Source organism: Bradyrhizobium oligotrophicum, from assembly GCF_051168495.1.
GTDB classification, from domain to species: domain Bacteria; phylum Pseudomonadota; class Alphaproteobacteria; order Rhizobiales; family Xanthobacteraceae; genus Bradyrhizobium; species Bradyrhizobium oligotrophicum_A.
Map to the genome: position 1 here is coordinate 540,444 of NZ_JBNPVB010000002.1, position 24,294 is coordinate 564,737.

21 protein-coding genes are annotated in these 24,294 nt (G+C 65.7%); 9 read left to right on the forward strand and 12 right to left on the reverse strand.

The window, feature by feature from the left end; genetic code table 11:
* Window positions 1-160: 160 nt before the first annotated feature.
* Together ACQR1B_RS05975 and ACQR1B_RS05980 are read right to left on the reverse strand one after the other, a co-directional pair.
* Complete coding sequence (locus ACQR1B_RS05975; RefSeq protein WP_434835373.1) at window positions 161-1,060, reverse strand: LysR family transcriptional regulator; 900 nt, start codon at window positions 1,058-1,060, stop codon at window positions 161-163.
* 243 nt (window positions 1,061-1,303) lie between these two features.
* Window positions 1,304-1,717 (reverse strand): TspO/MBR family protein, encoded by a 414-nt coding sequence (locus tag ACQR1B_RS05980; protein ID WP_434835415.1) that lies wholly within the window; start codon window positions 1,715-1,717, stop codon window positions 1,304-1,306.
* A 257-nt stretch (window positions 1,718-1,974) separates the two neighbouring features.
* Between ACQR1B_RS05980 and ACQR1B_RS05985 the strand changes: the two genes are divergently transcribed.
* Window positions 1,975-2,934, forward strand: a complete 960-nt coding sequence (locus ACQR1B_RS05985) for an AAA family ATPase (RefSeq protein ID WP_434835374.1) — start codon at window positions 1,975-1,977, stop codon at window positions 2,932-2,934.
* Window positions 2,935-2,939: 5 nt separating this feature from the next.
* Window positions 2,940-4,313 (forward strand): vWA domain-containing protein, encoded by a 1,374-nt coding sequence (locus tag ACQR1B_RS05990; RefSeq protein WP_434835375.1) that lies wholly within the window; start codon window positions 2,940-2,942, stop codon window positions 4,311-4,313.
* 578 nt (window positions 4,314-4,891) lie between these two features.
* On the opposite strand, the gene ACQR1B_RS05995 is transcribed toward ACQR1B_RS05990, so the two are convergent.
* The 6 genes from ACQR1B_RS05995 to ACQR1B_RS06020 all read right to left on the reverse strand — a co-directional run bounded on the left by ACQR1B_RS05995 (window position 4,892) and on the right by ACQR1B_RS06020 (window position 10,464).
* On the reverse strand, window positions 4,892-6,043 hold the full coding sequence (locus ACQR1B_RS05995; protein WP_434833420.1) for an IS110 family transposase: 1,152 nt from the start codon (window positions 6,041-6,043) through the stop codon (window positions 4,892-4,894).
* Window positions 6,044-6,275: 232 nt separating this feature from the next.
* Window positions 6,276-6,551: a hypothetical protein gene (locus tag ACQR1B_RS06000; RefSeq protein ID WP_434835376.1), complete on the reverse strand. Its 276-nt coding sequence runs from the start codon at window positions 6,549-6,551 to the stop codon at window positions 6,276-6,278.
* Between the two features lie 731 nt (window positions 6,552-7,282).
* On the reverse strand, window positions 7,283-7,573 hold the full coding sequence (locus tag ACQR1B_RS06005; RefSeq protein WP_434835377.1) for a hypothetical protein: 291 nt from the start codon (window positions 7,571-7,573) through the stop codon (window positions 7,283-7,285).
* A 42-nt stretch (window positions 7,574-7,615) separates the two neighbouring features.
* The gene (locus tag ACQR1B_RS06010) at window positions 7,616-8,062 is read right to left on the reverse strand and encodes a RidA family protein (RefSeq protein WP_434835378.1); all 447 of its coding nucleotides are present in this window, start codon (window positions 8,060-8,062) and stop codon (window positions 7,616-7,618) included.
* A 21-nt stretch (window positions 8,063-8,083) separates the two neighbouring features.
* Entirely contained in the window at window positions 8,084-9,787 is a 1,704-nt protein-coding gene (locus ACQR1B_RS06015; protein ID WP_434835379.1) for a benzoate-CoA ligase family protein, read from the reverse strand.
* Window positions 9,788-9,969: 182 nt separating this feature from the next.
* Window positions 9,970-10,464 carry a MarR family winged helix-turn-helix transcriptional regulator gene (locus ACQR1B_RS06020; protein WP_434835380.1) on the reverse strand — a complete coding sequence of 165 codons (495 nt, stop codon included), beginning with the start codon at window positions 10,462-10,464 and terminating at the stop codon, window positions 9,970-9,972.
* 299 nt (window positions 10,465-10,763) lie between these two features.
* Between ACQR1B_RS06020 and ACQR1B_RS06025 the strand changes: the two genes are divergently transcribed.
* Complete coding sequence (locus tag ACQR1B_RS06025; protein ID WP_434835381.1) at window positions 10,764-11,948, forward strand: ABC transporter substrate-binding protein; 1,185 nt, start codon at window positions 10,764-10,766, stop codon at window positions 11,946-11,948.
* 20 nt (window positions 11,949-11,968) lie between these two features.
* Window positions 11,969-12,427 (forward strand): cupin domain-containing protein, encoded by a 459-nt coding sequence (locus ACQR1B_RS06030; protein ID WP_434835382.1) that lies wholly within the window; start codon window positions 11,969-11,971, stop codon window positions 12,425-12,427.
* A gap of 124 nt (window positions 12,428-12,551) precedes the next feature.
* Here the strand turns inward: ACQR1B_RS06030 and ACQR1B_RS06035 are convergent, their stop codons facing one another.
* From ACQR1B_RS06035 to ACQR1B_RS06050, 4 genes are all read right to left on the reverse strand, one after another.
* Entirely contained in the window at window positions 12,552-13,799 is a 1,248-nt protein-coding gene (locus ACQR1B_RS06035) for a flavin-dependent oxidoreductase (protein ID WP_434835383.1), read from the reverse strand.
* 51 nt (window positions 13,800-13,850) lie between these two features.
* Window positions 13,851-16,199, reverse strand: coding sequence for a bifunctional salicylyl-CoA 5-hydroxylase/oxidoreductase (locus tag ACQR1B_RS06040; protein ID WP_434835384.1), 2,349 nt, complete (start codon window positions 16,197-16,199; stop codon window positions 13,851-13,853).
* Between the two features lie 99 nt (window positions 16,200-16,298).
* The gene (locus ACQR1B_RS06045) at window positions 16,299-17,135 is read right to left on the reverse strand and encodes an enoyl-CoA hydratase family protein (protein ID WP_434835385.1); all 837 of its coding nucleotides are present in this window, start codon (window positions 17,133-17,135) and stop codon (window positions 16,299-16,301) included.
* A gap of 42 nt (window positions 17,136-17,177) precedes the next feature.
* Window positions 17,178-17,939, reverse strand: coding sequence for an SDR family NAD(P)-dependent oxidoreductase (locus ACQR1B_RS06050; protein ID WP_434835386.1), 762 nt, complete (start codon window positions 17,937-17,939; stop codon window positions 17,178-17,180).
* A 170-nt stretch (window positions 17,940-18,109) separates the two neighbouring features.
* Here ACQR1B_RS06050 and ACQR1B_RS06055 point away from each other — a divergent pair, with 170 nt between their 5' ends.
* Genes ACQR1B_RS06055 through ACQR1B_RS06075 form a run of 5 tightly spaced genes read left to right on the forward strand, consistent with a single transcriptional unit; the run spans window position 18,110 to window position 23,821 of the window.
* A complete protein-coding gene (locus ACQR1B_RS06055) occupies window positions 18,110-18,937 on the forward strand; it encodes an alpha/beta fold hydrolase (RefSeq protein WP_434835387.1) in 828 nt (275 codons plus the stop codon).
* Window positions 18,937-20,223, forward strand: a complete 1,287-nt coding sequence (locus tag ACQR1B_RS06060; RefSeq protein ID WP_434835388.1) for an acyl-CoA dehydrogenase family protein — start codon at window positions 18,937-18,939, stop codon at window positions 20,221-20,223. Before ACQR1B_RS06055 ends, ACQR1B_RS06060 begins: the two co-directional genes overlap by 1 nt.
* A gap of 2 nt (window positions 20,224-20,225) precedes the next feature.
* Window positions 20,226-21,731: a class I adenylate-forming enzyme family protein gene (locus ACQR1B_RS06065; RefSeq protein ID WP_434835389.1), complete on the forward strand. Its 1,506-nt coding sequence runs from the start codon at window positions 20,226-20,228 to the stop codon at window positions 21,729-21,731.
* A gap of 12 nt (window positions 21,732-21,743) precedes the next feature.
* Window positions 21,744-22,838 carry an NAD/NADP octopine/nopaline dehydrogenase family protein gene (locus tag ACQR1B_RS06070; protein WP_434835390.1) on the forward strand — a complete coding sequence of 365 codons (1,095 nt, stop codon included), beginning with the start codon at window positions 21,744-21,746 and terminating at the stop codon, window positions 22,836-22,838.
* A complete protein-coding gene (locus ACQR1B_RS06075; RefSeq protein ID WP_434835391.1) occupies window positions 22,835-23,821 on the forward strand; it encodes a 3-hydroxybutyryl-CoA dehydrogenase in 987 nt (328 codons plus the stop codon). The genes ACQR1B_RS06070 and ACQR1B_RS06075 overlap by 4 nt, the downstream gene beginning before the upstream one ends.
* Window positions 23,822-24,294 lie beyond the last annotated feature (473 nt).

Genomic DNA, 24,294 nt, shown 5'->3' on the forward strand with positions numbered 1-24,294 from the left:
TCCACGTCGTTCTCAGCATGCCGGACGACGTGGATGGCCGGGACGGAGCCCGGCCATGACGACGTGGAGGGAGACGGGTGCAACACGTCGATCGTCAAATGCGATAGCCCTGCCCTCCAGGGGAGGGTGACACAGGCCGAGCCGAAACGGATTGCTGCAATCAGCGCGGCAGCTTCCGGATCAGCGCCATCGCCAGCTTCATCGTATGCTGCGCCAGCGGCGTCGGCCGCTTGTGGGCCGAGGTGACGAAGCACAGCACACTGGTCGGCGCGGGGTCGGTCAGGGGCCGGATCGCCAGCTCGCCGGCGCGCCCCGACGCGGCGACGCCGCTCGGCGTCAGCACGGCGTGGCCATAGCCGGCGCAGACGAGATCGATGATCGAGGGCACGCTGGACACTTCCCAGGCGATGTCGAGCTTGATGCCGGCAAGCGCGGCCTGCGTCTCCAGCAGGCGCCGCATCGCATGCACCCGCTCCGGCATGATCAGCTGGTAGCGCGACAATTCGGCCATCGGCAGCGGCGCCGTGACGCGGCGCTTGCCCTTGGGCGCGTGGCTGACGAGCGCCAACGGCTCCTGCAGCACCGGCGTGATCTCGATGCCGGGCTCCGCTTCCGGATTGTAGACCATGCCGACATCGATCCGGCCCGTCGTCACCCACTCCACTACATGCGTCGACAGGCCTTCGACCACGGCGAGCCGCGCCGCCGGATATTCCTTGCGGAAGCGGTCGATCAGCGGCAAGGTCAATTGCCGCGCGATGCTCGGCGGCAGGCCGATGGTGACGCGGCCGACCGGCGCGTCGCGGCTGGCGCCGAGATCCTCGCGCGCATGCGCCACCAATTGCAGCACGCCGACGCTGTGATCCAGCAGCCGTTTGCCGGCCTCGGTCAACGCCACGCCGCGGCCGTTGCGCGCGAACAACTGCTGCTTCAGCTCGGATTCCAGCGCCCGCACCTGCCGCGACAGCGCCGGCTGAGCCACGTCGAGCACGCTTGCCGCCTTGCTGAACGAGCCGAGCTCGGCGACCTGCACGAAATATGCGAGCTGCTTGAGGTTCATGCGTGGAAGCCTCGAACATCAAGCGTGAGCCTGCCCAGCCTGCCCCACCCCCAACTGTCGTCCCTGCGAACGCAGGGACCCATACCGCGGACGGCGAGCGGTCGGAAAGGACTCGGCGTCGCCTTCCTGTGCAGACAACGGAGGCCGGTGGTTATGGGTCCCTGCGTTCGCAGGGACGACAGCGGAATTCGAGGCTGCGCCGCGCACCCAGATATCCAGCTTCGCCCCATCAGCCGCCCCATCTCAATTCAGCACGTTCACCGCGAAGTTCAGCACCGACGCAAACGCGACCCAGCACGCATAGGGCACGAACAGCAGTGCCGCGATCCGGTCTTGCCGCCACTGCATGACGATGAACGTCACGATCAGCACGAACATGCTGGCGAGGATCACGAAGGCCGGCCACATTAGATGCGCGGTGAAGAACACCGGCGACCAGGCAAAGTTCAAGACCAGCTGGCCCCACCACACCTGCATCACGGCACCGCTGACCACCCGCTCATACGTCCGCCAGCCGGCCACTGCGACCATGATGTAGAGCACCGTCCAGGCGATCGGAAACAACCAGCCGGGCGGGGTGAACCAGGGCTTGTTGAGCGAGCCGTACCAGGCGCCGGGCAGGTTGGAGGCGCCGATGATCCAACCGCCTCCGACCACGAGGACCAGGAGGACGAGGAGGTGCAGGATGGATCGGTTCATATTCCGCTCGGCGTGATTTTCGGGGTCGTCGATCCAGGACAGGCAGCCATGCTGCCGTGCCGATGCGCCCGCACTGGACAAGGATCGGCCGGGCGCGTAGCCAGGACATAACACAAAGCCAGCAAATGTCAGGGATTTCGCCTGACCGGCATCGCAGGGACCGGAACGCCGATCACGACAGCTCCAGGTCCGGCCGAAGGAAACGGAGTTCGACAGTGGCTGATTCGCAGGGTCCCTCTTCAGCCATCGCCTCGATCGCGGCCGTCGAAGCGGGCCTCGCCGCGCAGGGCTATATCGCCAGCCGCCAGATCGCCACCGCCGTCTATCTGTCGCAGGCGATCGACAAGCCGATCCTGGTCGAGGGTCCCGCCGGCGTCGGCAAGACCGAACTCGCCAAGGCGATCGCCGCCTGGCGCGGGCTGAAGATGATCCGGTTGCAATGCTACGAGGGGCTCGACGAGGCCAAGGCGCTGTACGAGTGGAAATACGCCAAGCAGCTGCTCTACACCCAGATCCTGAAGGACAAGCTTGGTGAGGTACTCGGCGGCGCGCAAACGCTGCATGCGGCGCTGGCGCAGCTGCATGATTTCGGCGACGTGTTCTTCTCCAAGGAATTCGTCGAGCCGCGACCGCTGCTGCAGGCGCTGCTCGAGCCTGATGGCTGCGTGCTCCTGATCGACGAGATCGACAAGTCGGATGCCGAATTCGAATCGCTGCTGCTGGAAATCCTGTCCGACTTCCAGGTCACGATCCCGGAGCTCGGCAGCATCGCCGCGGCGAAGCCGCCGACCGTGATCCTGACCTCCAACTCCGAGCGCAATCTCGGCGACGCGCTGAAGCGGCGCTGCCTGCATCTGCACATCGGCTTTCCCGAACAGCGGTTGGAGGAGCGCATCGTCGAGAGCCGCGTGCCCGACATCTCGCAGACGCTGCGGCGGCAGCTCGTCGCCTTCATCCATGACATCCGAACACTGGACCTGAAGAAGCAGCCCTCGGTCAGTGAGACCATCGACTGGGCCCGCGTGCTGGTGCTGCTGCAGGCCGCCGAGCTCGGCCATGAGATGGTCAAGGACACGCTCAACGTGCTGCTGAAATACGAGTCGGATATCGAGGTGGCGCTGCCGCAGGTGACGACCTTCGTCGCCAAGGCGCAGCGCCAGAACATCTTCGGGTAGGCGCCATGCAGGAGAACCTGCATCGCTTCTTCCGGGCGGCGCGCGGCGCCGGCGTGCACGTCTCGCCGGCCGAGAGCATCGACGCGATGCGCGCGGTCGCCAGCGTCGGCCTGTCCGATCGCACCGTGCTGCGCGACAGCCTGCTGCTGACCTTGGCCAAGAGCGAGGACGAGAAGAAGGCGCTCGGCGCCTGCTTCGATTTGTTCTTCGCCCATGTCGATCCGGCACAGGCCGAGGCCAATGACGAGGTGCCGCAGGACGCGGCACCAAACGACAATCAGGGAGCGTCGCCATCAGGACAGCAGGCGGGTGGTGACGCGAATGCCGAGCTCGGCCCCCTCGCCCGGATGCTGCTCGCGCAGAACACGGCTGACATCTCCGCCGCGATCGCCAACGCCTCCAGCGCCGTCGGCCTGTCCGAGATCCGCTACTTCACCCAGCGCGGCCTGTTCTCCAGCCGCATGCTGGAAACCATGGGCATCCAGCGCCTGCGCGATGATCTGGACGCGCTGCCGGAAACCAACCCGGCACTCGCCGAGCGGCTGCAGACGGCGCTCGACGGCCTGCGCGATACCGTGCGCGACGCGGTCGCGCAGGCGCTGGCGCTGTACGGCCGCGAGGAGACCGAGAATCTGCGCCACGAAATCCTGCGCAACGCGCAGCTGTCGCGGATCGAGCCGCGCCAGATCGCGGAGATGCGGGCGCTGATCCGCCAGATCGCGCGCCGCCTGCGCGAACGCTACAGCAAGCCTCGCAAGCGCCAGCGCCGCGGCCATCTCGACGTCCGCCGCACGCTCCGCCGCAACGCCGCCTGGGGCAGCGTGCCCTTCCTCACCGCCTGGAAGCGGAGGCATCGCGACCGCCCGAAGATCGTCGCGCTGTGCGACGTCTCCGGCTCAGTCGCGCGCGTGTCCGATTTCTTCCTGCTTTTGATCCACAGCCTGCACGACGTCGTCAGCGACGTCCGCTCCTTCGCCTTCTCCGGCCACCTGATCGAGGTCAGCGAGATCCTGGAGCAGAAATCCGCAGAAGAAGCGATGGCCGAGATCATGGACAAGGTCGGCTTCGGCTCGTCCGACTACGGCTCCTCGCTGGTCGATTTCGAGAAGCAATTCATGGCGTCCGTGACGCCGCAGACCACCGTCATCGTGCTCGGCGATGCCCGCAGCAACAAGCTCGACCCGCGCGCCGATATCCTGAAAGCCATCTCCGAACGCGCCAAGCGCGTCGTCTGGCTCAATCCGGAGGGACGCATGACCTGGGGCTGGGGCGACTCCGAAATGCCGCGCTACCAGACCTTCTGCAACGTCGTCCGCCCGTGTGCCACGGCGCAGCAGCTGGAGCGCGCGGTGAGCGACATCGTGTCGGCGTATCAGTAACGTCGCCGTGACGCCCTCTCGTTAGTCGGTAGGGTGGGCAAAGACGTCGGGCGGCGCAAGCCGCACGATGGCGTGCCCACCAACGCGCTATCGCCGTGAACGGTGGGCACGGCGCGGTCAGACAGCGCATACGACAACCATCTGCGCGGGCGCGCCTTTGCCCACCCTCATATGGGGTCTTGTGAGTCAAGTCTCGTTTGATAGGTCGGGTTGTTTTTTCGAGGGGCGGTTGGTTTCCTTGAGTGTGTGTGTTCGGTGGAGCGAAGCCGGCGTCCGCGCGCTCTCGATATAGCGCCGTAGCGGACGGCGGCTTTGCGGTGGGCAGGGCGATGTCCGGCCTGGGTATCGTCGGTCTCGGTCGAGGACTGGCTTGCGAAGATCCTGCAGCTGTCCGCTGCATCACCTCATATCCGGTCGGATGCTTGGCATCCGGGCCCTTGTTCCGCATGCTTGCGGCGAGAAGCCAAAGAGGATGAGACCCATCTACAAGACGGCTGGTGGTACAGCCCTAGGGTGGCACGGTCGTCATCCATCCTCGCAAGACCGCGGCGAACCGCGGGCCTGATCGCGAAGTTCGTTTACGCCTTCATCAGCGCCTCCTCGGGCACCAGGCCGGTCTCGAGATAGCGCCACAGCGCCACGACGAGCTTGCGCGCCAATGCCACGATCGCGATGCGCCGGGCGCGCTTGCCGGCGTTGAGCGTGCGGGTCTGGAACCAGCGGCTGAGCTCGCTCCCCGGCTGATGACGCACCCAGAGCCAGGCCAGCTCGATCGTCTTCAGGCGGACGTGCGGATTGCCCGCCTTGCTGATGCCCTGCTCGCGATCGATGCCGCCGCTCTTCCACGGACTCGGGGTCAGGCCGCAATAGCTCGCGACCTCGCGCCGGTTGCGGAAGTCCTTGTAGAACAGCTCACCCACCAAGGTGGTGGCGAAGGCCGGCCCGAGCCCTTTGAGGCGTTGCAGCTGCTCCCGCCGCTTGGCCATCGCGTCGGGAGCGTCAGCCGCCTGCGCGGCCGCCAGGCTCTTCTCCAGCGTTGCCAGCTGCTCACGCACCAGCATCAGGCGCGCATGCTCGCGCTTGACCTCCGCCATCACGTGGGGCGGCAGCGGCTGCCCTTGCCAATCGCGCTGCTGCTCGAGCCAGGTGAGCCAGTTGCCGCGCCGCGGGCTGCCGACCTCCAGGCCTGACAGCCGCAGCAGCGCCTTGATCCGGTTGGTGTGGGCCGTCTGTTCGGTCACCAGGCGGTCGCGCTCGCGGCTGACCCGCCGGGCGTCCTCCTGCTCGACCGTCGGCACCCGGACGATCCGGACCACCCGGGGCTCGCCGCGCAAATGGGCCATCAGCGTGCGCAGCAGCAGCTCGCCGTCGATCCGATCTGTCTTCGCCCGCCGTGCCCGCTGCTCGACCGCGATGCTGGCCGGGTCGAACACCAGGTTGCCGATCCCCTCCGCGACCAGCAGCCGGTGCAGCCAGAAGCCGTCATAGCCCGCCTCGTAGCAGCTCATGACCCGCGGCTCCAATCCGAGCTTCTGCGCCGCACGGGCCCGTATCTTGGCGATCAACGCCAGCAGCCCGGCGTGATCGCCACCTTCCAGCTTGTATCGCGACATTCGCCCCTGGTCGGGACTGTGCACCGTGATCAGCCAAGTCTTCTGGCTCAGTTCAATCGCAACGAAAATCGTGCCAGTATCTCCGGCGGTGGGCGTGCCAATGGTCGATGCTTGCATCTGACTCTCCGAGGGTTCGAGTGTGGAAACCCAAACCTATCGGAAGGGCTCGCTCACCGCTCCCCCATGGAATCTACGCACCTATCAGTAGCCCCCGCTCTCACCCCATCATTACGAGCGCAGCGAAGCAATCCAGGGCCGAAGCAAAGATTCTGGATTACTTCGTCGCTGCGCTTCTCGCAATGACGAGACGATGGAGCAGCGCGTCTTACTCTCTTCTCGTGCCGGGGCGCTATCGTCCCCCCGCCGCCCGCTTCAGCAGCACCGTGCGCTGCTGATCGCTGAAGCTCACGCCGGACTTCTTCTCGACGACTCTCACCGCCCACGATCGCATCGGATCGTCATCCACCCGCGCCGGCTCGCGCAAAATGGCGATGCCGATCTCCAGCATCTTGGCGTCGGCCTGATGCTCGATGCCGCCGCCGCTTGCGGTCGCCAGTGCCAATGCACCGACCGCAGCCCCGATGCCGGCAGCCAGCGCCGTCGTCACGAAGAGTTTCCAGTCCAAATCCGCCCCCTGCTCTCACTGCCATTGCGCGGCCACGCTCGAACAGGTTCTTGTCTGTGACATGGCAATGCTGAGTCCATCGTTCGGCAGGGCTCTCATACGGTGACCACATTTGTTCGCTCCGCAAATGGCGCCACACGAGGTCTGTGACCCCCCCTGTGTGACTGCCCGTCGCGTTACCATGTCGCAGCGCGCGAGCCTTGTGTCGTCGGGCAAATCAGACCGATGGTTGCGCCCAACCTGCCTCGGCGAAGAGGGGCGTACGCGTCGTCACGATACGTGAGGCAGGCTGCGGTGGACGTCGTGCATCATGCGCTTCTTGCGCGGACGAGTGATGGCGCGGTGTCCGGTGAAGTCGTGATGTCCTGACACCCCGACGCTGGTGTCACGTTTGCGGCGATGCTCAAAGCATCATGCGGACAATGGTGGCCAACAAGCTCGGCGCACCAGGGAGACCACGTATAAGCCGTCAAACATCGCGCAGGGAAGGCCGGAATGTTCGGCCCACCTGTGGTTCCTGCCCCGTGCATTTCTGTCGCACGGGGGCCGCGGGTGTGGTGGACACCCGGCCTTCCCTGCGCCCTCGATTTTCCAAGAGGGCGATCGCCTCGTAAAGCTCGGGCGCATCTGCGCCGCGAGAACATTCGCTCGCGCGCTTAGATGAGTACGAAAAGCGCCCAGGGAGAAACGCCCATGCGCGGTCATTGTGTCGGATGGCGTCGCCTCACCCATCAGGCCCTGACGGCCCGCGCATCCGGATCGACAAAGTGGCGCTGATGGGCCGCGATGGCAAGATTGGCCATCCAGATCCGGCTGCTCTGGCCGCGGTCGACCATGCGGGATATCTCCGCCGCGAGGAACTGATAGGTCTCGAACTCGTCGCGAACGGCCCCGGTGCGCCAGAGAAAATCGAGCGCGATGTCGTAGGCCTCCGCGGCCGCCGGCTGCCGGACGTCACTGAAAATCAAACGTGCCATCGAGGAGAAGGCGCTGAGGCGAGTCTGGTTCCTATAGCGGGACATGATCTCGCGACCTCCGTGCCAAAGAGGTTCTCTGCCTCCCCCTCAGCGCGGGACCACCGCGGTGGCTTCGATCTCGACGCGGGCCGCCTTCTCGACCAGCCTGACAACCTGCACCAGCGCCATGGCCGGATAGTGGCTGCCGAAGATCTCGCGGTAGATCTTGCCGAGATCCCTGAGGTGGGCGAGATACTCGTCCATGTCGACGACATACCAGGTCAGCCGCACCAGATGCTCCGGCCGGGCGTTGCCTTCGGCCAGGACAGCCGCGATGTTCTGCAGCGCCTGCCGGACCTGCGCCACGAAGCCGTCGGCGAGCTTCTCGTTCGCATCCCAGCCGATCACGCCGCCGGTGACCACGATGCGCCCTTGCGCGCTGATGCCATTGGCATAGCCCTTCGGCATCGGCCAGCCGCTCGGCTGCAGCACGCGCAGGCCCTCGCCTTCATCCTGCTTCACCGCCGCCAGCGTGGGCGCCTTGGTCGTGCTCACGAACGTCTCTCCTTGCCTGTTCTACGCGGCAGTGCCAGACGCGGCTGCAGCCTGGGCGATCTGCCGCAGGGCAAAGCGCTTCAGCTTGCCGGTCTCGGTCTTGGGCAGCTGCGTGACGAACTCGATCGCGCGCGGATATTTGTACGGCGCGATCTCACGTTTGACATGCTCCTGAAGCTCGGCCACCAGCGCCGGAGTGCCTTCCGCGCCCGGCGCCAGCACGACATAGGCCTTCACGACCATGCCGCGCGCCTCGTCGGGCGCACCGACCACGCCGCATTCGGCCACGGCCGGATGGGTCAGCAGTGCCGCCTCGACATCGGTGCCGGCGATGTTGTAGCCGGACGACACGATCATGTCGTCGGAGCGCGACTGGTACCAGAAGTAGCCGTCCTTATCCATGACATAGGTGTCGCCGGTGACGTTCCAGCCATTCTGGACATATTTGCGCTGACGCTCATCGGCGAGATAGCGGCAGCCGGTCGGCCCGCGCACCGCCAGTCGCCCCATCGTACCGGGCGGCAGGTCGCGGCCCTCGTCGTCGACGATCTTGGCCTCATAGCCCGACACCGGTTTGCCGGTCGCGCCCGGACGAATCTCGTCCTCGGTCGCACTGATGAAGATGTGCAGCATCTCGGTCGAGCCGATGCCGTCCATCAGCTTCAGCCCCGTCGCCTTCAGCCAGGCATCGAAGGTCGGCTTCGGCAGGGTTTCGCCGGCGGACACACATTTGCGCAGCGAGGAGATGTCGCGTCCCCCGAGCTTGCTCAGCATCGCGCGATAAGCGGTTGGCGCCGTAAAGCAGATCGTCGCCTGATAGCGCTCGATCGCGGCGAGCAGATCGTCCGGCGAGGTCTTTTCGAGCACGACGTAGGACGCGCCGATATGCATCGGGAACAGCACGCCGCCAAAGCCGAAGGTGAACGCCAGCGGCGCCGTGCCGATGAAGCGGTCGCTCTGGCTGGCGCGCAGCACGTTGCGGGCATAGCCGTCGCACACCGCGAGCATGTCGCGGTGGAAATGCATCGTGCCCTTGGGATCGCCCGTCGTGCCGGAGGTGAACGCGATCAGGCAGAGATCGTCGGAGGCGGTATCGACGGCGGCGAACTCCGGGCTCGCATCCGCGATCAGCGCTTCCAGCGCGTCGGGCTGGCCGTTGCCCCAATAGACCACCTGCTTCAGCGCCGGCGCGACCGCACGGGTCTTTTCCATTTCGTCGGCCAGCTTGCCGTCGCACAGCGCGAGCGCGATCTGCGCCTTCTGGATCGGATAGGACAGCTCTTTTGCGCGCAGCAGCGGCATGGTGGCAACCACGATGCCGCCGGCCTTGATGACGGCCAGATAGGTCGCGACCATCATCGGGTTGTTGGCGGAACGCAGCAGCACGCGGCCGCCGGTCACGAGGCCGAGCCTGCCTACCAGCACGTTGGCGATCTTGTTCACCAGCGCCTGCAGTTCCGAATAGGTGTAGCTGACCTCGGGGCTTATGATGCAGGGCGCATCGCCGCGCCCCTCGGCGACCCAGCGATCGACGAAATGCGTCACGCAGTTCAGCCGCGCCGGATACTGGAATTCAGGCCGGCTGAACACGAAGTCGGGCCACAGCTCACGCGGCGGCAGATGGTCCTGAGCAAACGTATCGATGTGGGCGCTATGCGCCGTCGCGCCTGCGCCGTCCGGCAATTGAGCCTTGTCGTGGATCTGAACACTGGCGGCAGTGGCCATCACACGCTCCTGTCTGAAGGGAAGGACGTCCGGCACGTTTCAGTCCTAAACATTTTAGACTTAAAACATATCGGCGCAAGAGCAGAAGAGAGCCGAAGATTGTGCACTGCCCGCAAATTGTTTGAGCGTTTGCTACGTGCGTGCCGGCGTGGCCCGCCCTGCGACGAGCTGTCAGGCCCTTCTCACTCCTGCCGGCGCTGCACGGCCTTCTGCGCCGACCCCTTGGTCTTGGCCAGCAGACGCATCAGCTCGCGCACGTCCCTTTCCGCGAGATCGCCGAAGATGTCGGCGATCCAGGTCTCGTGCTCGGCCGCCATCTTGCGGAATTCGGCGCGGCCGAGCTTGGTCAGCCGGATCACCTGGACCCTGCGGTCGGTGTCGGAGGTGCGGCGGTCGAGATGGCCGGATTCGACCAGGCGCTCGACCAGCCCGGTGACGTTGCCGTTCGACACCATCATGCGCTTGGAAACGTCGGACAAGGTCATGCCGTCAGGCGCCTTGTCGAGCTGTGCCATCAGGTCGAAACGCGGCAAGGTCACGTCGAAGCGCTCGCGCAGCCGGCTGCGGATCTCGCCCTCGATCAGCGTCGTGCAGGTGAGGAGGCGCAGCCACAGCCGCAGCTCCTCGGCATGGTCCTCGGGCAGCTCGACAGCCTTGGTTTCGGAATCAAGCGTCATGACGGAATCACTGGGGTACGTTCAGCCTCGTCGGGCGAGGCTCATGAGTTTGGCCTTCCGAACCTCATGGGAGCAAGGAAAAACGTACCGGCATCGCGATGGCGGAGAAGGAGCGGCAATTCTTTTAACCTTCAAGCAATTGGCGCGGTGTTTGCATGCGGCCGAAACTGCCGCTCGCCGCCGGCTGCTCGCTTGCGGCTGAGGGCGTCATCAGACTAGGCTTGAGACCAAGCTGCGGCCTGACCCATCATTTGATCAGGTGTAAAAACAACCTGAATTTCCGCATCCGGGGAGTTGTCATGAAAGTGAGTTCGAAACTGGCTGGTCTTGGTGCTGGTCTTGGCGTCGTTGCGAGCCTGTTCGCCCAGCCGGCGCTGGCCGCCGACAAGATCAAGATCGGCGTCATCGTCACCTTGTCCGGTCCGGCCGCCGCGCTCGGCGGTCAGGTCCGCGACGGCTTCAATCTCGCGATCAAGGACCTCGGCGGCAAGATGGGCGGCAAGGAGGTCGAGGTGGTCGTCGCCGACGACGAGCTGAAGCCGGACGCTGCGATCACCAAGGCCAAGGGCCTGCTCGAGCGCGACAAGGTCGACTTCGTCGTCGGTCCGATCTTCTCCAACATGCTGCAGGCGATCCACCGCCCGGTCACCGAGAACAAGACCTTCCTGATCAGCCCGAATGCCGGCCCGTCCAGCTATGCCGGCAAGGAGTGCAGCCCCTATTTCTATGTGACGTCCTACCAGAACGATCAGGTGCACGCGGTTCTCGGCAAGGTCGCGCAGGACCGCGGCTACAAGAAGATGTACCTGCTGGTGCCGAACTATCAGGCGGGCCGCGATTCCGTCGCCGGCTTCAAGATCGACTACAAGGGCGAGATCGTCGAGGAATCCTACGTTCCGCTCAACACGCTCGACTTCCAGCCCGAGCTGTCCAAGATCTCGTCGCAGAAGCCGGACGCCGTGTTCACCTTCATGCCCGGCGGCATGGGCGTAAACCTCGTCAAGCAGTTCAAGCAGGCCGGCCTTGCCGACAGCGTTCCGGTGCTCTCCGCCTTCACGGTCGACGAATCCACCCTGCCGGCGCAGCAGGACGCGGCGGTCGGCATGTTCGGCGGCGCCAACTGGGCGCCCAATTTCGACAATGCGCAGAGCAAGAAGTTCGTCGCCGGCTATGAAGCCGCCTACAACACCGTGCCCGGCACCTATGCGATGCAGGCCTATGACGCCGCGCTGCTGATCGACAGCGCCGTCAAGGCGGTCGGTGGCGACCTCTCCAACAAGGACAAGGTGGCGGCGGCGCTGAAGAAGGCCGACTTCGCCTCGCTGCGCGGCAACTTCAAGTTCAACACCAACGGTTATCCGATCCAGGACTTCTATCTGACCAAGGTCGCCAAGCGGCCGGACGGCAAGTTCCAGACCGAGATCGTGCAGAAGGTGTTCGAGAACTACGCCGATCGCTATTCCAAGGACTGCGCGGCCAAGTAAGAAAAGGGAGCGAAACCACCATGAGCCATCCGGAAATCGCCGGCATCACCCGGGCCAATGAAGGCATCCAGGGCATCTCCTGGAACATCCTCGGCCAGATCTACGTGCCGAAGAACCGCACCGAGCACAGCTTCTCCTGGCATGCGACGTTCCCGGTCGGCACCTTCGTGCCGCCGCACATCCACCCCAACCAGGACGAGTATCTCTACATTCTCGAAGGCCGGCTCGACTTCTTCCTCGACGGCGCCGAGGAATATGCCACCGCCGGCGACACCGTGCGGCTGCCGATGGGCAAGCCGCACGGCATCTTCAACAAGTCGCAGCAGACGGCCAAGACGCTGTTCTGGGTGTCTCCAACGCGGCGGCTCTACGAGCTGTTCTGGGCGATCCACAACATGCGCGAGCAGAACCCGGACGACGTCGTGAAGCTCGCCGCCGAGCACAACATCCACTTCCTGCCCCCGCCCCCGGGAGCGTGAGCAAGCTCTAGCATCATTGCTCGAGCCGGCGCGCAGCAAACAGAGCGCTCCCTCTCCCCGTCCTTCACGGGGAGAGGGCTGGGGTGAGGGGCAGCCCCACGAACGGTGTGCCTTTAAGCCGAGGTTAAGACGCCTGCCGCGTCACCATCCGCGCGGCAAAGCCGGCCCGGTTGGCATAGCCGCGCACGATGCCCTCGCGGGCCTCGTAGTTGAGAATGGTGTTGATGTCGGTGAAACCCTGCGGCGCGAGCTGCTCGACGGCATCGATGACGCCCTCGGGTCCGCCACGGCGGTTCGAGGCGACGATCTCCGCAGTCATCGGCAGCCGCTTCTGCTCATAAGACATCAGCGCCTGGCGCGGATGCTCGGAGCGGGCCAGCGCATCGGCGAGCGCGCGGGCATCGAGGATCGCCTGCGAGGCACCGTTGGAGCCGACCGGGTACATCGGATGCGCGGCATCGCCCAGCAGGGTGACCCGGCCGCTCGACCAGTACGGCAGCGGATCGCGGTCGCAGCAGGGATATTCCCAGAACTCCGGCGTCGCGCGCACCATCGCGGCGAAGTCGACCTGGGGAATCGAGAAGCCGTTGACATGCGGCATCAGCTCGTCGGCCCGGCCCAGCCGCGACCAGTCCTCGCGCCGCGGCGGCGTCGAATTGGCGTCGCCGATGCGCACCAGCACGGCCCAGTTGGTGAGCCGCGTTGCCGGGCTCGAGCCCTCGGCGATCGGATAGATCACCGCCTTGGCGTTGAGGCCGCCGGCGATGATCATCGACTGCCCGGTCAGGAACACCGGCCAGTCGGTGGCGCCGCGCCACAGCATCAGACCGTTCCAGCAGGGGGCGCCCTCGTTCGGGAACAGCGTCTGCCGGACCTTGGAATGAATGCCGTCAGCGCCGATCAGCACGTCGCCTCGGACGGTGTGAACGTGGGCGCCGGTGCGGTCGAAGAAATAGGCGGTGACCCCGCCTTCGTCCTGGGTAAAGGAGCCGAGCCGGCAGCCGGTATGGACCTTCTCCGGCCCGAGCCGCTCCATCACGGCCTGATGGATCACGCTCTGCAGCCGGCCGCGATGGATCGAGAATTGCGGCACGTCATGGCCGGCGTCGACGCCGCGGGTCTCATGCCAGACCTCCTGGCCGCGCCGGGTCAGATAGAACAGCTCGTAGGTGCGGATGGCGACCTCGTCGAGCCGGTCGAGCAGCCCGAGCTGAGCAAGCTCGCGGATCGCATGCGGCAGGGTGTTGATGCCGACACCGAGCTCGCGGATCGCATCCGCCTGCTCGAACACCTCACAATCGATGCCGCGTGCCCGCAGCATCAGCGCCGTGGTCAATCCGCCGATACCACCGCCAACGATGATCGCCTTCATCGCCCTCTACTCCACTCGTTCTGGACGTACCGGGCAGCGTTGCACAACGGATTACTCCGCCGCAAGCGGCTTCGCAGCCTCGGCCTTCAGCTCGGCCCGCGTTTTCGGTTTAGCCTTAGTCTTCAGCTCTTCGAAATCCTGCCGCTCCCGCACGCTGTTGCGGAAGATCTGCTCCTTGCCCGGCAGATATTGCGGCGGACAGAACATGTCAGCGCCATACCAGGCCGCCGCCTTCAGCGTGAAGGCCGGGTCAACCAGATGCGGGCGGCCGAGCGCGACGAGATCGGCGCGGCCGGCAGCGAGGATGGTGTTGACCTGATCGGCCGTGGTGATGTTGCCGACGCACATCGTAGCGACGTCAGCTTCGTTGCGGACCTGATCGGAGAACGGCGTCTGGAACATGCGGCCATAGACCGGCTCGGCCTCGCGCACGGTCTGGCCGGTCGAGACGTCGACGAGATCGACACCGGCTTCCGCGAACGCACGGGCGATCATCACCGCGTCGTCGCCGGTGATGCCGCCCTCGGCCCAGTCGGTCGCCGAGATGCGCACCGACATCGGCTTGTGCGCCGGCCACGCCGCGCGCATCGCCGCAAATACTTCCAGCGGGAAGCGCAGCCGGTTCTCCAGCGAGCCGCCATACGCATCGGTGCGCTTGTTGGTCAGAGGCGAGATGAAGCTCGCCAGCAGATAGCCGTGGGCGCAATGCAGCTCGAGCATGTCGAAGCCGCAAGCGTCGCCGCGCTGGGCCGCAGCGACGAAGTCCGCCTTGATTGCATCCATCGCCGCGCGGTCAAGCTCGCGCGGCACCTGGCTGTCCGGGAAATACGGCAGCGGCGATGCCGAGACGATCTCCCAGCCGCCCTGCTCCAATGGACGATCCATCCCGTCCCACATCAGCTTGGACGCGCCCTTGCGTCCAGCGTGCCCCAGTTGCAGCGCGAACTTGGCTTTGGAATTGGCATGGACGAAATCGACGATGCGTTTCCAGGCCGCTTCCTGTGCATCATTCCACAGACCGGCGCAGCCGGGCGTGATGCGGGCATCGCGGCTGACGCAGGTCATTTCGGTGAACAGCAGCCCGGCGCCGCCGATCGCGCGCGAGCCGTAGTGCACCAGATGGAAATCGCCGGGCACGCCCTCCTCGGCCGAGTACATGCACATCGGCGACAGCACCGCGCGATTGGCAATCGCCATCTCGCGCAGCTTGAGCGGCTGGAACATCGGCGCCAAGGGCTTGTCGACATCAACATCGAAGCCCTTGGCGCGAACCTGTCGCGCGAAAGCCTTGTCGACCTCGGTCACGAAGTCCGGCGCACGCAGCGTGAGATTGTCATAGGTGATTGCCTTCGAGCGCGTCATCACGCCGAACGCGAACTGCACCGGATCGAAATCCCAGAACCGGTCGAGATGCTCGAACCAGACCAGCGACACATCGGCCGCATGCTGGGTCTTCTCGACCTCCTCGCGCCGTCCATTCTCATAAAGATCGAGCGCGGCCGGAATATTCGGCGCGCGCTGCATGGCGTCAGCCAGCGCGATCGCGTCCTCCATCGCGAGCTTGGTGCCCGAGCCGATCGAGAAATGCGCCGTCGACTTGGCGTCGCCGAGCAGCACCATGTTGTCCTTGACCCAGCGCTTGTTACGGATCATCGGGAAATTCCGCCACATCGAGCGGTTGGTCAGCAGCGGGTGATCGCCGAGGAACCAGCCGAAGATCTCCTTCATCCGGTCGGCAGATTGCCGCTCGTCGAGCCCCGTCAGGCCGGCCTTTTCGAAGGTCACGGGATCCGTCTCGAAGATCCAGGTCGAGTGTCCCGCCTCGTACTGATAGGCGTGGGCGATGAACGGTCCCCACTCCGTCTCCTGGAAGATGAAGGTGAAGGCGTCGAGCGGCTTGGTCGATCCCATCCACGCGAACTTGTTGGCGCGAAGGTCGACCTCGGGCTGGAAGTGGTCGATATGCTTGTCGCGGAAACGGCTGTTGATGCCGTCGGAGAGGAGGATGAGATCGGCGCCTTCGAACAGCTCCTCATTGTCGATGTCGACCTCGAACTGCATGGTGACGCCGAGCTCGCGCACCCGCTCCTGCAGGATCATCAGCAGCGTCCGGCGCGAGCAGCCGCAGAAGCCGTTGCCGCCGACCCGATGCACCGTCCCGCGGAAGTGCACCGCAATATCGTCCCAGTAGGCGAATTCCTGGGTGATGCGCTGATAGCTCGGAAGATCGTGCTTCTCGAAATTGTCGAGCGTGGCGTCGGAGAACACCACGCCGAAGCCGAATGTATCGTCGGCGCGGTTGCGTTCGTAGACCGCGATGTCGGCGCCGGGCCGCTGCTTCTTGAGCAATATCGCCGCATAGAGACCGGCGGGTCCGCCGCCGATGATCGCGATCTTCATGAGCGCCTCCACTGGAGAGCCGAGCCAATGGAAATTATTTTAGACCTAAAATATTTCCTGGCAAGCCCCTTCGGTTCCTGCGACTGCTCAATTGCCTCGTCAATTGCCCTGGAAGACCGGCTTCGACTTGGCGGCGAAGGCTTCGAACGCGCGATTGAAATCCTCGGTGGTCATGCACAAGGCCTGGGCAACTGCCTCGGCCTCGATCGCCTCCTCGATCGACATCGCCCATTCCATCGCCAGCATGCGCTTGGTCATCGTGTTCGCGAAGGTCGGACCGTTTGCGATCTCGGTTGCCAAGACGATGGCCTGCGCCAGCACGTCGGCCGGCGCGACGATGCGGCTGAAGAAGCCCCAGCGCTCGCCCTCGTCCGCACTCATGAAGCGGCCGGTATAGAGCAACTCGGAAGCACGCGACTGGCCGATGATACGCGGCAGGATCGCGCAGGCGCCCATGTCGCAGCCGGCCAGACCGACCTTGTTGAACAGGAACGCGACCTTGGCGCCGGTTGCCGCAAGCCTGATGTCGGAGGCCATCGCGACGATGGCACCGGCGCCGGCGCAGATGCCCTCGACCGCCGCCACGATCGGCTGCGGACAGGCGCGCATCGCCTTGACGAGATCCCCGGTCATCCGGGTGAAGGCCGTCAGCCCCTTGGTGTCCATCTTGACCAGCGGGCCAATGATCTCGAACACGTCGCCGCCCGACGAGAAATTGCCACCCGCGCCGGTGACCACCACCACCTTCACGTCATCGTCAAAAGCGCAGGCACGGAAGAAATCTGTCAGCTCGCGATAACTTTCGAAGGTCAGCGGGTTCTTGCGCTCCGGCCGGTTCAACGTCACGGTCGCGACGCGATCCTTGACCGTCAGCAGGAAATGGCTGGGCTTGTAGTCGGCCAACGGCACGGTGACGGGATTGGCATGTCTCGACATGGTAGCGTCCTTCCTTCGAATCTTATCGTTGGGCGTTGCGGTCTACACCTCGCCGCCGGCGACCGCGATCGCCTGTCCCGTGATCGCGCTGGCACCGCTGCCGCACAGCCACAACACGGTATCAGCAACTTCCTGCGGCATGATGAGCCGCCCCTGCGGATTGTGCTTGGCAAGCTCGGCGACCGCCTGCTCCCGGCTGCGGCCGGTCTTCTTCATGATGTTGTCGAAACTGTCGGCGACCAGATCCGTGTCGGTGAAGCCGGGGCAAACCGCGTTGACGGTCACGGGCGTTGCAGCCAGCTCCAGGGCCAGCGAGCGCGTCAGGCCGACGACTGCATGCTTCGCGGCGGTGTAGGCGCTGACATAGGGATAGCCCTTGAGCCCTGCCGTGGACGCGACCGCAACGATACGGCCATAAGACCTTGCCTTCATCGCGGGCAACACCGCCTGGACAGCATGCACGACGCCCATGAGATTGATATCGATCATGCGACGGAACAGCGCGGCATCCGATTTCAGGAACGGGGCGGACTCCGCACTTCCGGCATTGGCAATCAGGATATCGATCGGCCGGCGCGCGGCGGCAGCAGTCACCGCCGCATTCAAAGCGGCCTGGTCGGCAACATCGGCAATCGCGGCGTCATCGGCGCAGCCGGCTGCGATCGCCTCATCGAGCGTTGCGCCGTTGCGGCCGACGATCGTCACAGTTGCGCCGGCAAGCTTCAGAGTTCGCGCGATCTCGCGGCCGATGCCGCGCCCACCGCCGGTCACCATTGCATGCACAGCTGCAGGCAATCCAGACATGCACGCGCCTCCTCATCTCTTGCAACACGATCGCGGTTTGGAATTTATTTTAAACTTCAAATTTTTGCAACAACACGTCCGAAGCCGCTTGACACCTCTGTCACCGTGGCTAGCGTTCACGAGCCCTGGGCGAGCGACGTTGCGGCGTGGGGCGTATTTCGGAGGTCTGCGTGCCTGCTTCGCAAATCCTGACCACGAAGGACGGCCGCTTCGGCTATGAGGCGTCGGGGGCGCCCCGGCAGCAGACGGTGGTGTTCCTGCACGGCATCGGTGGCGCAGCGCGCGCATGGCGAGGCCAGCTCGAACATTTTGGTGAGCGCTTTCATGCGGTCGCCTGGGACATGCCGGGCTATGGCCGATCGGCCCGGCTCGAGCAGGTCAGCATCACGACGCTCGCCGCCGCGCTTCACGACTTCCTGCTTCAGATCGAGGCTAGGAGGCCGATTCTCGTCGGCCATTCCATCGGCGGGATGATCGTGCAGGAATGGCTGATGACGCACCCGCAGGCCGCCTCGGCCGTGGTGCTGGCACAGACCAGCCCGGCATTCGGCAAGGCCGACGGCGACTGGCAGAAATCATTCATCGATGCGCGTCTCGGACCGCTCGACCGCGGCGCCACGATGGCGTCGTTGGCGCCGGACCTCGTGAAAGAGCTGGTCGGCGATCATCCGGATCCGCAGGGTCTCGAGCTCGCGACCTCCTGCATGGCCGGCGTGCCCGAGGCGAGCTATCGCGCCAGCATGCTGGCTCTGCTCGGCTTCGACCGGCGACAGGCGCTGAAGGAGATCAAGGTGCCGACCCTCGTCCTCTCGGGCTCGAAGGATCGCAACGCACCGGCGCCGATGATGGAGAAGATGGCGAGCTTCATCCCTTCGGCCGACTATGTCGAGCTCCAGGGCGCCGGCCATCTCGTCAATCTCGAGCAGCCCGGCGCGTTCAACGCCGCGCTCGCTTCGTTCCTGAACGCACACTCAGCAGCAATGACGGCGGAGGCATGATGACGATCCCGGTCCAGAAGACAACGGCGGCGTCGGGCCAGGCGCTTGATGCCGCGATGTTCGATCCGGCCGCGTATCGGCTGACGGCCGAGCAGGCCGACATCATCAGCCGCGGCCGGCAACTCGGGCAGAGCGTGCTGGCAGGACGCGCCGCGACCTGGGACCGCGAGGCGACGTTTCCGACCGAAAACTACAAGGATCTGCATCGCGCGGGCCTGCTCGGCATCTCCGTGCCGAAATCTCTCGGCGGTCTTGGCGCCGGCTATCAGACCTACGCGCTCGCCGCCGCGGAGATCGGCCGCTATTGCGGCGCGACCGCGCTGACCTGGAACATGCACGTCTGCTCGACGCTGTGGTCGGGACCGCTCGCCGACGATCTCGACATGAACGACGAGATGCGTGCGTCGCATGAGCGGCGGCGCGCCATCCACTACAAGCGCATCGTCGAGGACGGCGCGATCTACTCGCAGCCGTTCTCCGAAGGCGGCGCGGCGGCGGCTGGCGGCGTCGCGTTCGGCACCGAGGCCAGGCCGGTCAAAGGCGGCTGGCTGGTCAGCGGCAAGAAGATCTTCGCCTCGCTCTCTGGTCACGCCGACTATTATGGCGTGCTGTGCACCGAGATCAGCGAGGGCGAGAAGGCGTCTCGGCGCAACACGCTCTACCTCGCGATCCCCGCCAAGACCGAGGGCGTGTCCGTGGTCGGTGACTGGGATCCCCTGGGCATGCGCGGCACGGTGTCGCGCACGTTGATCTTCAAGGACGTGTTCGTCGACGAGGATGCGGCGCTGATGCCGCGCGGGGTCTACTTCCAGGCGGCGATGCGCTGGCCGCACATGTTCATGACGTTGTCGCCGACCTATATGGGACTGGCGCAGGCGGCCTATGACTTCACCCTGAAATATCTGCGTGGCGAGGTGCCGGGCATGCCGCCGGTCAAGCGGCGGATGTACCCGACCAAGCAGATCGCGGTCGCGCAGATGCAGATCAAGCTGGAGCAGATCAAGGGCATCTGGTTCCAGGCGGTCACCGAGGCGCGCGCCAACCCGACCAAGGAGCAGGTGCTGCGCGCCTATGCGGCGCAGTACTCGGTGATGGAGGGCGCCAACGAGCTCGCCGCGCTCGCCATCCGCACCTGCGGCGGGCAGTCGATGCTGAAGACGCTGCCGCTGGAGCGCATCTATCGCGACAGCCGCTGCGGCTCCCTGATGCTGCCCTGGACGGCCGAGCTGTGCCTCGACCGCATCGGCCGCGAGGCGCTGTACGAGCCCGGCGAGACGGACGACTGAGCGTGGACCTCTGCAGCCTGATCGAGCGCAACGCTGCGTTCACGCCGGGCAAGCCGGCCATCCGCTTCGAAGGCGCGACGTTGACCTACGCCGACTTCAGCGCGCGGATAGCGTCAATGGCGCGGGCGCTGAAATCCGAGTTCGGTGTCGGGCGCGGTGATCGCGTCGCGATCCTCAGTCTCAACCGGCCGGACTATCTGGTCCTGCTCTATGCCTGCGCCCGGCTCGGCGCGATCCTGGTGCCGCTCAACTGGCGCCTCGCCGTCGCCGAGCAGGTGTTTATCCTCTCGGATGCCGCCGCGAAGGTACTGGCGCTGGAGCAGGCCTTTGCGGCGGTGCTCACAGAGCTGCCACCGGAGACCGTTCCGGTCGGCATCGACTTTGCGCCAAGCAACGGACCTGACATCGACGAACTGCTGGCGCGCGGCCACGGCGACGATCGCAATCCGCATATCGATCTCTCCTGCCCGCTCCTGATCGTCTACACCTCAGGCACCACGGGCCGGCCGAAGGGCGCGGTGCTGCGGCAGGAGGCGCTGCTGTGGAACGGGGTGATGAGCCAGCACATGCATGGCCTCACCTCCGACGACCATGTGCTGACGGTGCTGCCGCTGTTCCATGTCGGCGGCCTCAACATCCAGACCACGCCGGCGCTGCATCACGGCGCCACCGTCACGCTGCACGCGCGCTTCATGCCGGATACGACATTGGCGGCGATCGTGAACGAAAGGCCGACATTGACCGTTCTGGTGCCGGCGACGATCCAGGCCATCACCGAGCACCCGGGCTGGGCCAGCGCGGACCTGTCCTCGCTCAAGGCCGTATCGACCGGCTCGAGCATCGTGCCGCCGGCGCTGATCGATCGCATCACCGCGCGCGGCGTGCCGGTGCTGCAGGTCTACGGCTCGACCGAGACCTGCCCGATCGCGGTCTACACGCGGCTCGGCGGCGACCTGTCACGTGCCGGCTCGACCGGCCTGCCCGGGCTGTGCTGCGAGGCCAAGATCATCGACCGCGACGGCGATGAACTTCCGGCAGGCCAGGCCGGCGAGATCGCGGTGCGCGGGCCCAATCTGTTCTTCGAATATTGGGGCAACGCCAAAGCGACCCAGCAGGCGATCCATGACGGCTGGTACCGCACCGGCGACATCGCGCAGCGCGATGCCGAGGGCTACTTCTTCGTGCTCGAGCGCAAAAACAACATGATCATCTCGGGCGGCGAGAACGTCTATCCCGCCGAGATCGAGCGCGTGCTGAGCGAGCATCCGGACGTCGTCGAATGCGGCGTGATCGGCCGGCCCGATCCGCGCTGGGACGAGGTGCCCGTGGCGTTCGTCGTCAAGCGCAAGGACTGCGCGCTCGATACCGATACGCTGCGCGCGCATCTGCAGGCGCAGCTCGCGCGTTTCAAGGTGCCGCGCGACATCATCTTCGTCGACGACCTGCCGCGCACCGCGCTCGGCAAGGTACAGCATCATCTGCTGCGCCAGATGCCAGATGACCGATAGGGAGATCAGCTCTTGAAGATAGCAGTGCTCGGCGGCGGCAACGGCTCGTTCGCGGCCGCTGGCGATTTCGCCCTTGGCGGCCACGAGGTGCGGTTCTGGCGCCGTGATGCGGAGGCCGTGGCACAGCACCGAGCGGCGGGCGCGTCGATCATCGTCAAGGACGTCAACGGCCGGCATGAGGCCAGGCTCGCGCTGGTCACGACCGACATCGGCGAGGCCGTCCGCGGCGCCGAGCTGATCCTCTGCCCGGCGCCGGCCTTCGCGCAAGCCGACATCGCGCGCCAGCTGGCGCCGCATCTCGCCGACGGCCAGGTCGTGTTCCTGCCGCCGGCCACGTTCGGCACCATGATCTTCGCGGCCGCTGCGCGCGACGCCGGCAACAAGGCCCTCGTCAGCTACGCGGAGACCGGCACTCTGCCCTGGCTGACGCGCAAGCACGGCCCGTTCGAGGTCGCGATCACCATCCGCGCCAAGCGGCTGCCGGTCGGCGTGTTTCCTGCGAAGACGGCCGAGCATGCGCTCGCCGTCATCGGCCGCGCCTTTCCCGGCGTGATCGAGCCCTGCGGCGACGCGCTGTCCGGCGCGCTGATGAATGCCGGCTGCATCATCCATCCGCCGCTGATCGTCATGAACGCGGGGCCGATCGAGCATTTCGAGCGCTGGGACATCCACAAGGAAGGCACGCAGCCCTCCATCCGTCGCGTCACCGATGCGCTCGATGCGGAACGGATCGCGGTGCGCGAGGCTCTCGGCTATGGCGCGCCGCATTTCCCGCTGGCGCATCACTACGCCAAGGAGGGCGAGATCTGGATGTACGGCCGCGGCTCGCATGACCGGCTGACCGATTCCGGCGACTGGCGCGAGCAGCTGGTGCTGACGCAGCATCGCTACATGCGCGAGGATCTCAGGCTCGGCCTGTCGTTCCTGATCTCGGTTGCAGAACTGACCGGGACAGCAACGCCGCTCGCCCGCGCGTTCCTGTCGATCGGCGGCGCCATCTGCGGCGAGGACTTCATGGCGACGGGACGTACGCTCGAAAGCCTCGGCCTCGGCGGCCTCGATCGGACCGCGCTGCAGGCGCTGCTGCGCGAGGGATTTGCAGCATGAGCGCACGCGGTCACATCGCCTGCCTCGGCGCCGGCCGCATGGGCCGCGGCATCGCCGTGGCGTTCGCCTATGCCGGCCATCCGGTGACGATGATCGACATCAAGCCGCGCACGCCGGAGGAGTTCGCCAGGCTGGAGAGCGATGCGCTCGGCGAAGTCCGGGCCACGTTCGCCACCTTGGCGCGGCTCGGGATGCTGCAGGCTGCCGACGCGGACAGGCTGATGAGCAAGGTCGCCGTCACGCCAGCCAGCGCGAGCAGCGATGTGCTTGGCGGGACCACGCTGGTGTTCGAAGGCGTGCCGGAGATCGTCGACCTCAAGCGCGAGGTGCTGGGTGCGGCGTCGCGCGCCGTCGCGCCCGAGGTGATCATCGCCTCGACGACGTCGACGATCCTGGTCGATGATCTCTCCGGCGCGATCGAGAACCCAGCGCGCTTCCTCAATGCGCACTGGCTCAATCCGGCCTATCTGATCCCGCTGGTCGAGATCTCGCCGGGCAAGGCCACCGATCCCGACGTCACGGCGCGGCTGAAGGCGCTGCTCGAAGGCATCGGCAAGGTGCCGGTAGTCTGCGCGGCGACGCCGGGCTTCATCGTGCCGCGCATCCAGGCGCTGGCCATGAACGAGGCGGCGCGCATGGTCGGCGAAGGCGTCGCCAGCGCCGAGGAGATCGACAAGGCGATCCGCTACGGTTTTGGCTTTCGCTACGCGGTGCTTGGCCTGCTCGAATTCATCGACTGGGGCGGCGGCGACATCCTGTACTACGCGAGCCGCTATCTCGAAGGCGCTTTGCACAGCGACCGCTACCGTGCGCCTGACGTGATCGAGCGCAACATGGCCGAAGGCCGCATCGGCCTGCGCACAGGCGCGGGCTTCCTCGACTATTCCGGGATGGATGTCGCCGCGTATCGCGAGCAGCGGCTCGGCGCGCTGGTCGAGATGCTCAGGCATTTCAAGCTGGCCCGGCCGCCGGTCGTGGATTGAGGAAGGCGCCGTAGGGTGGGCAAAGGCGCGCCACGCTGTGCGTTGCAAGCTGAGCTCTCTCACGCGCCGTGCCCACCATCCGCTCCGCATGCGGAGATGCACGGTGGGCACGCAACCACCCTGCGGGCGGCTGCTTTGCCCACCCTACGGCAGCGGCGCTTTCGGTTTCCAGCGGAGTTGAACTCATCATTCGGAGTAGATGGACGATGAGCAGAGTGCCCGTGAATGCGCCCTCTCCCCTTGTGGGAGAGGGCATGTAGGACGACGCGGCAAACTCGGTCGGGTGAGGGGTATGCCTCCACAAGCGTTGCTCGCGGAGAGATACCCCTCACCCAACCGCGTACGCCGATGGGCCGTACATGCCCTCTCCCACAAGGGAGAGGGCGCTGTATCGCGCAGCAGAACGCTGACTGATTCGCTCGGTCAAGCCTGGGCAAAAGAGCGTGCATGCGAGACTCTGGCCTCATGCTGCG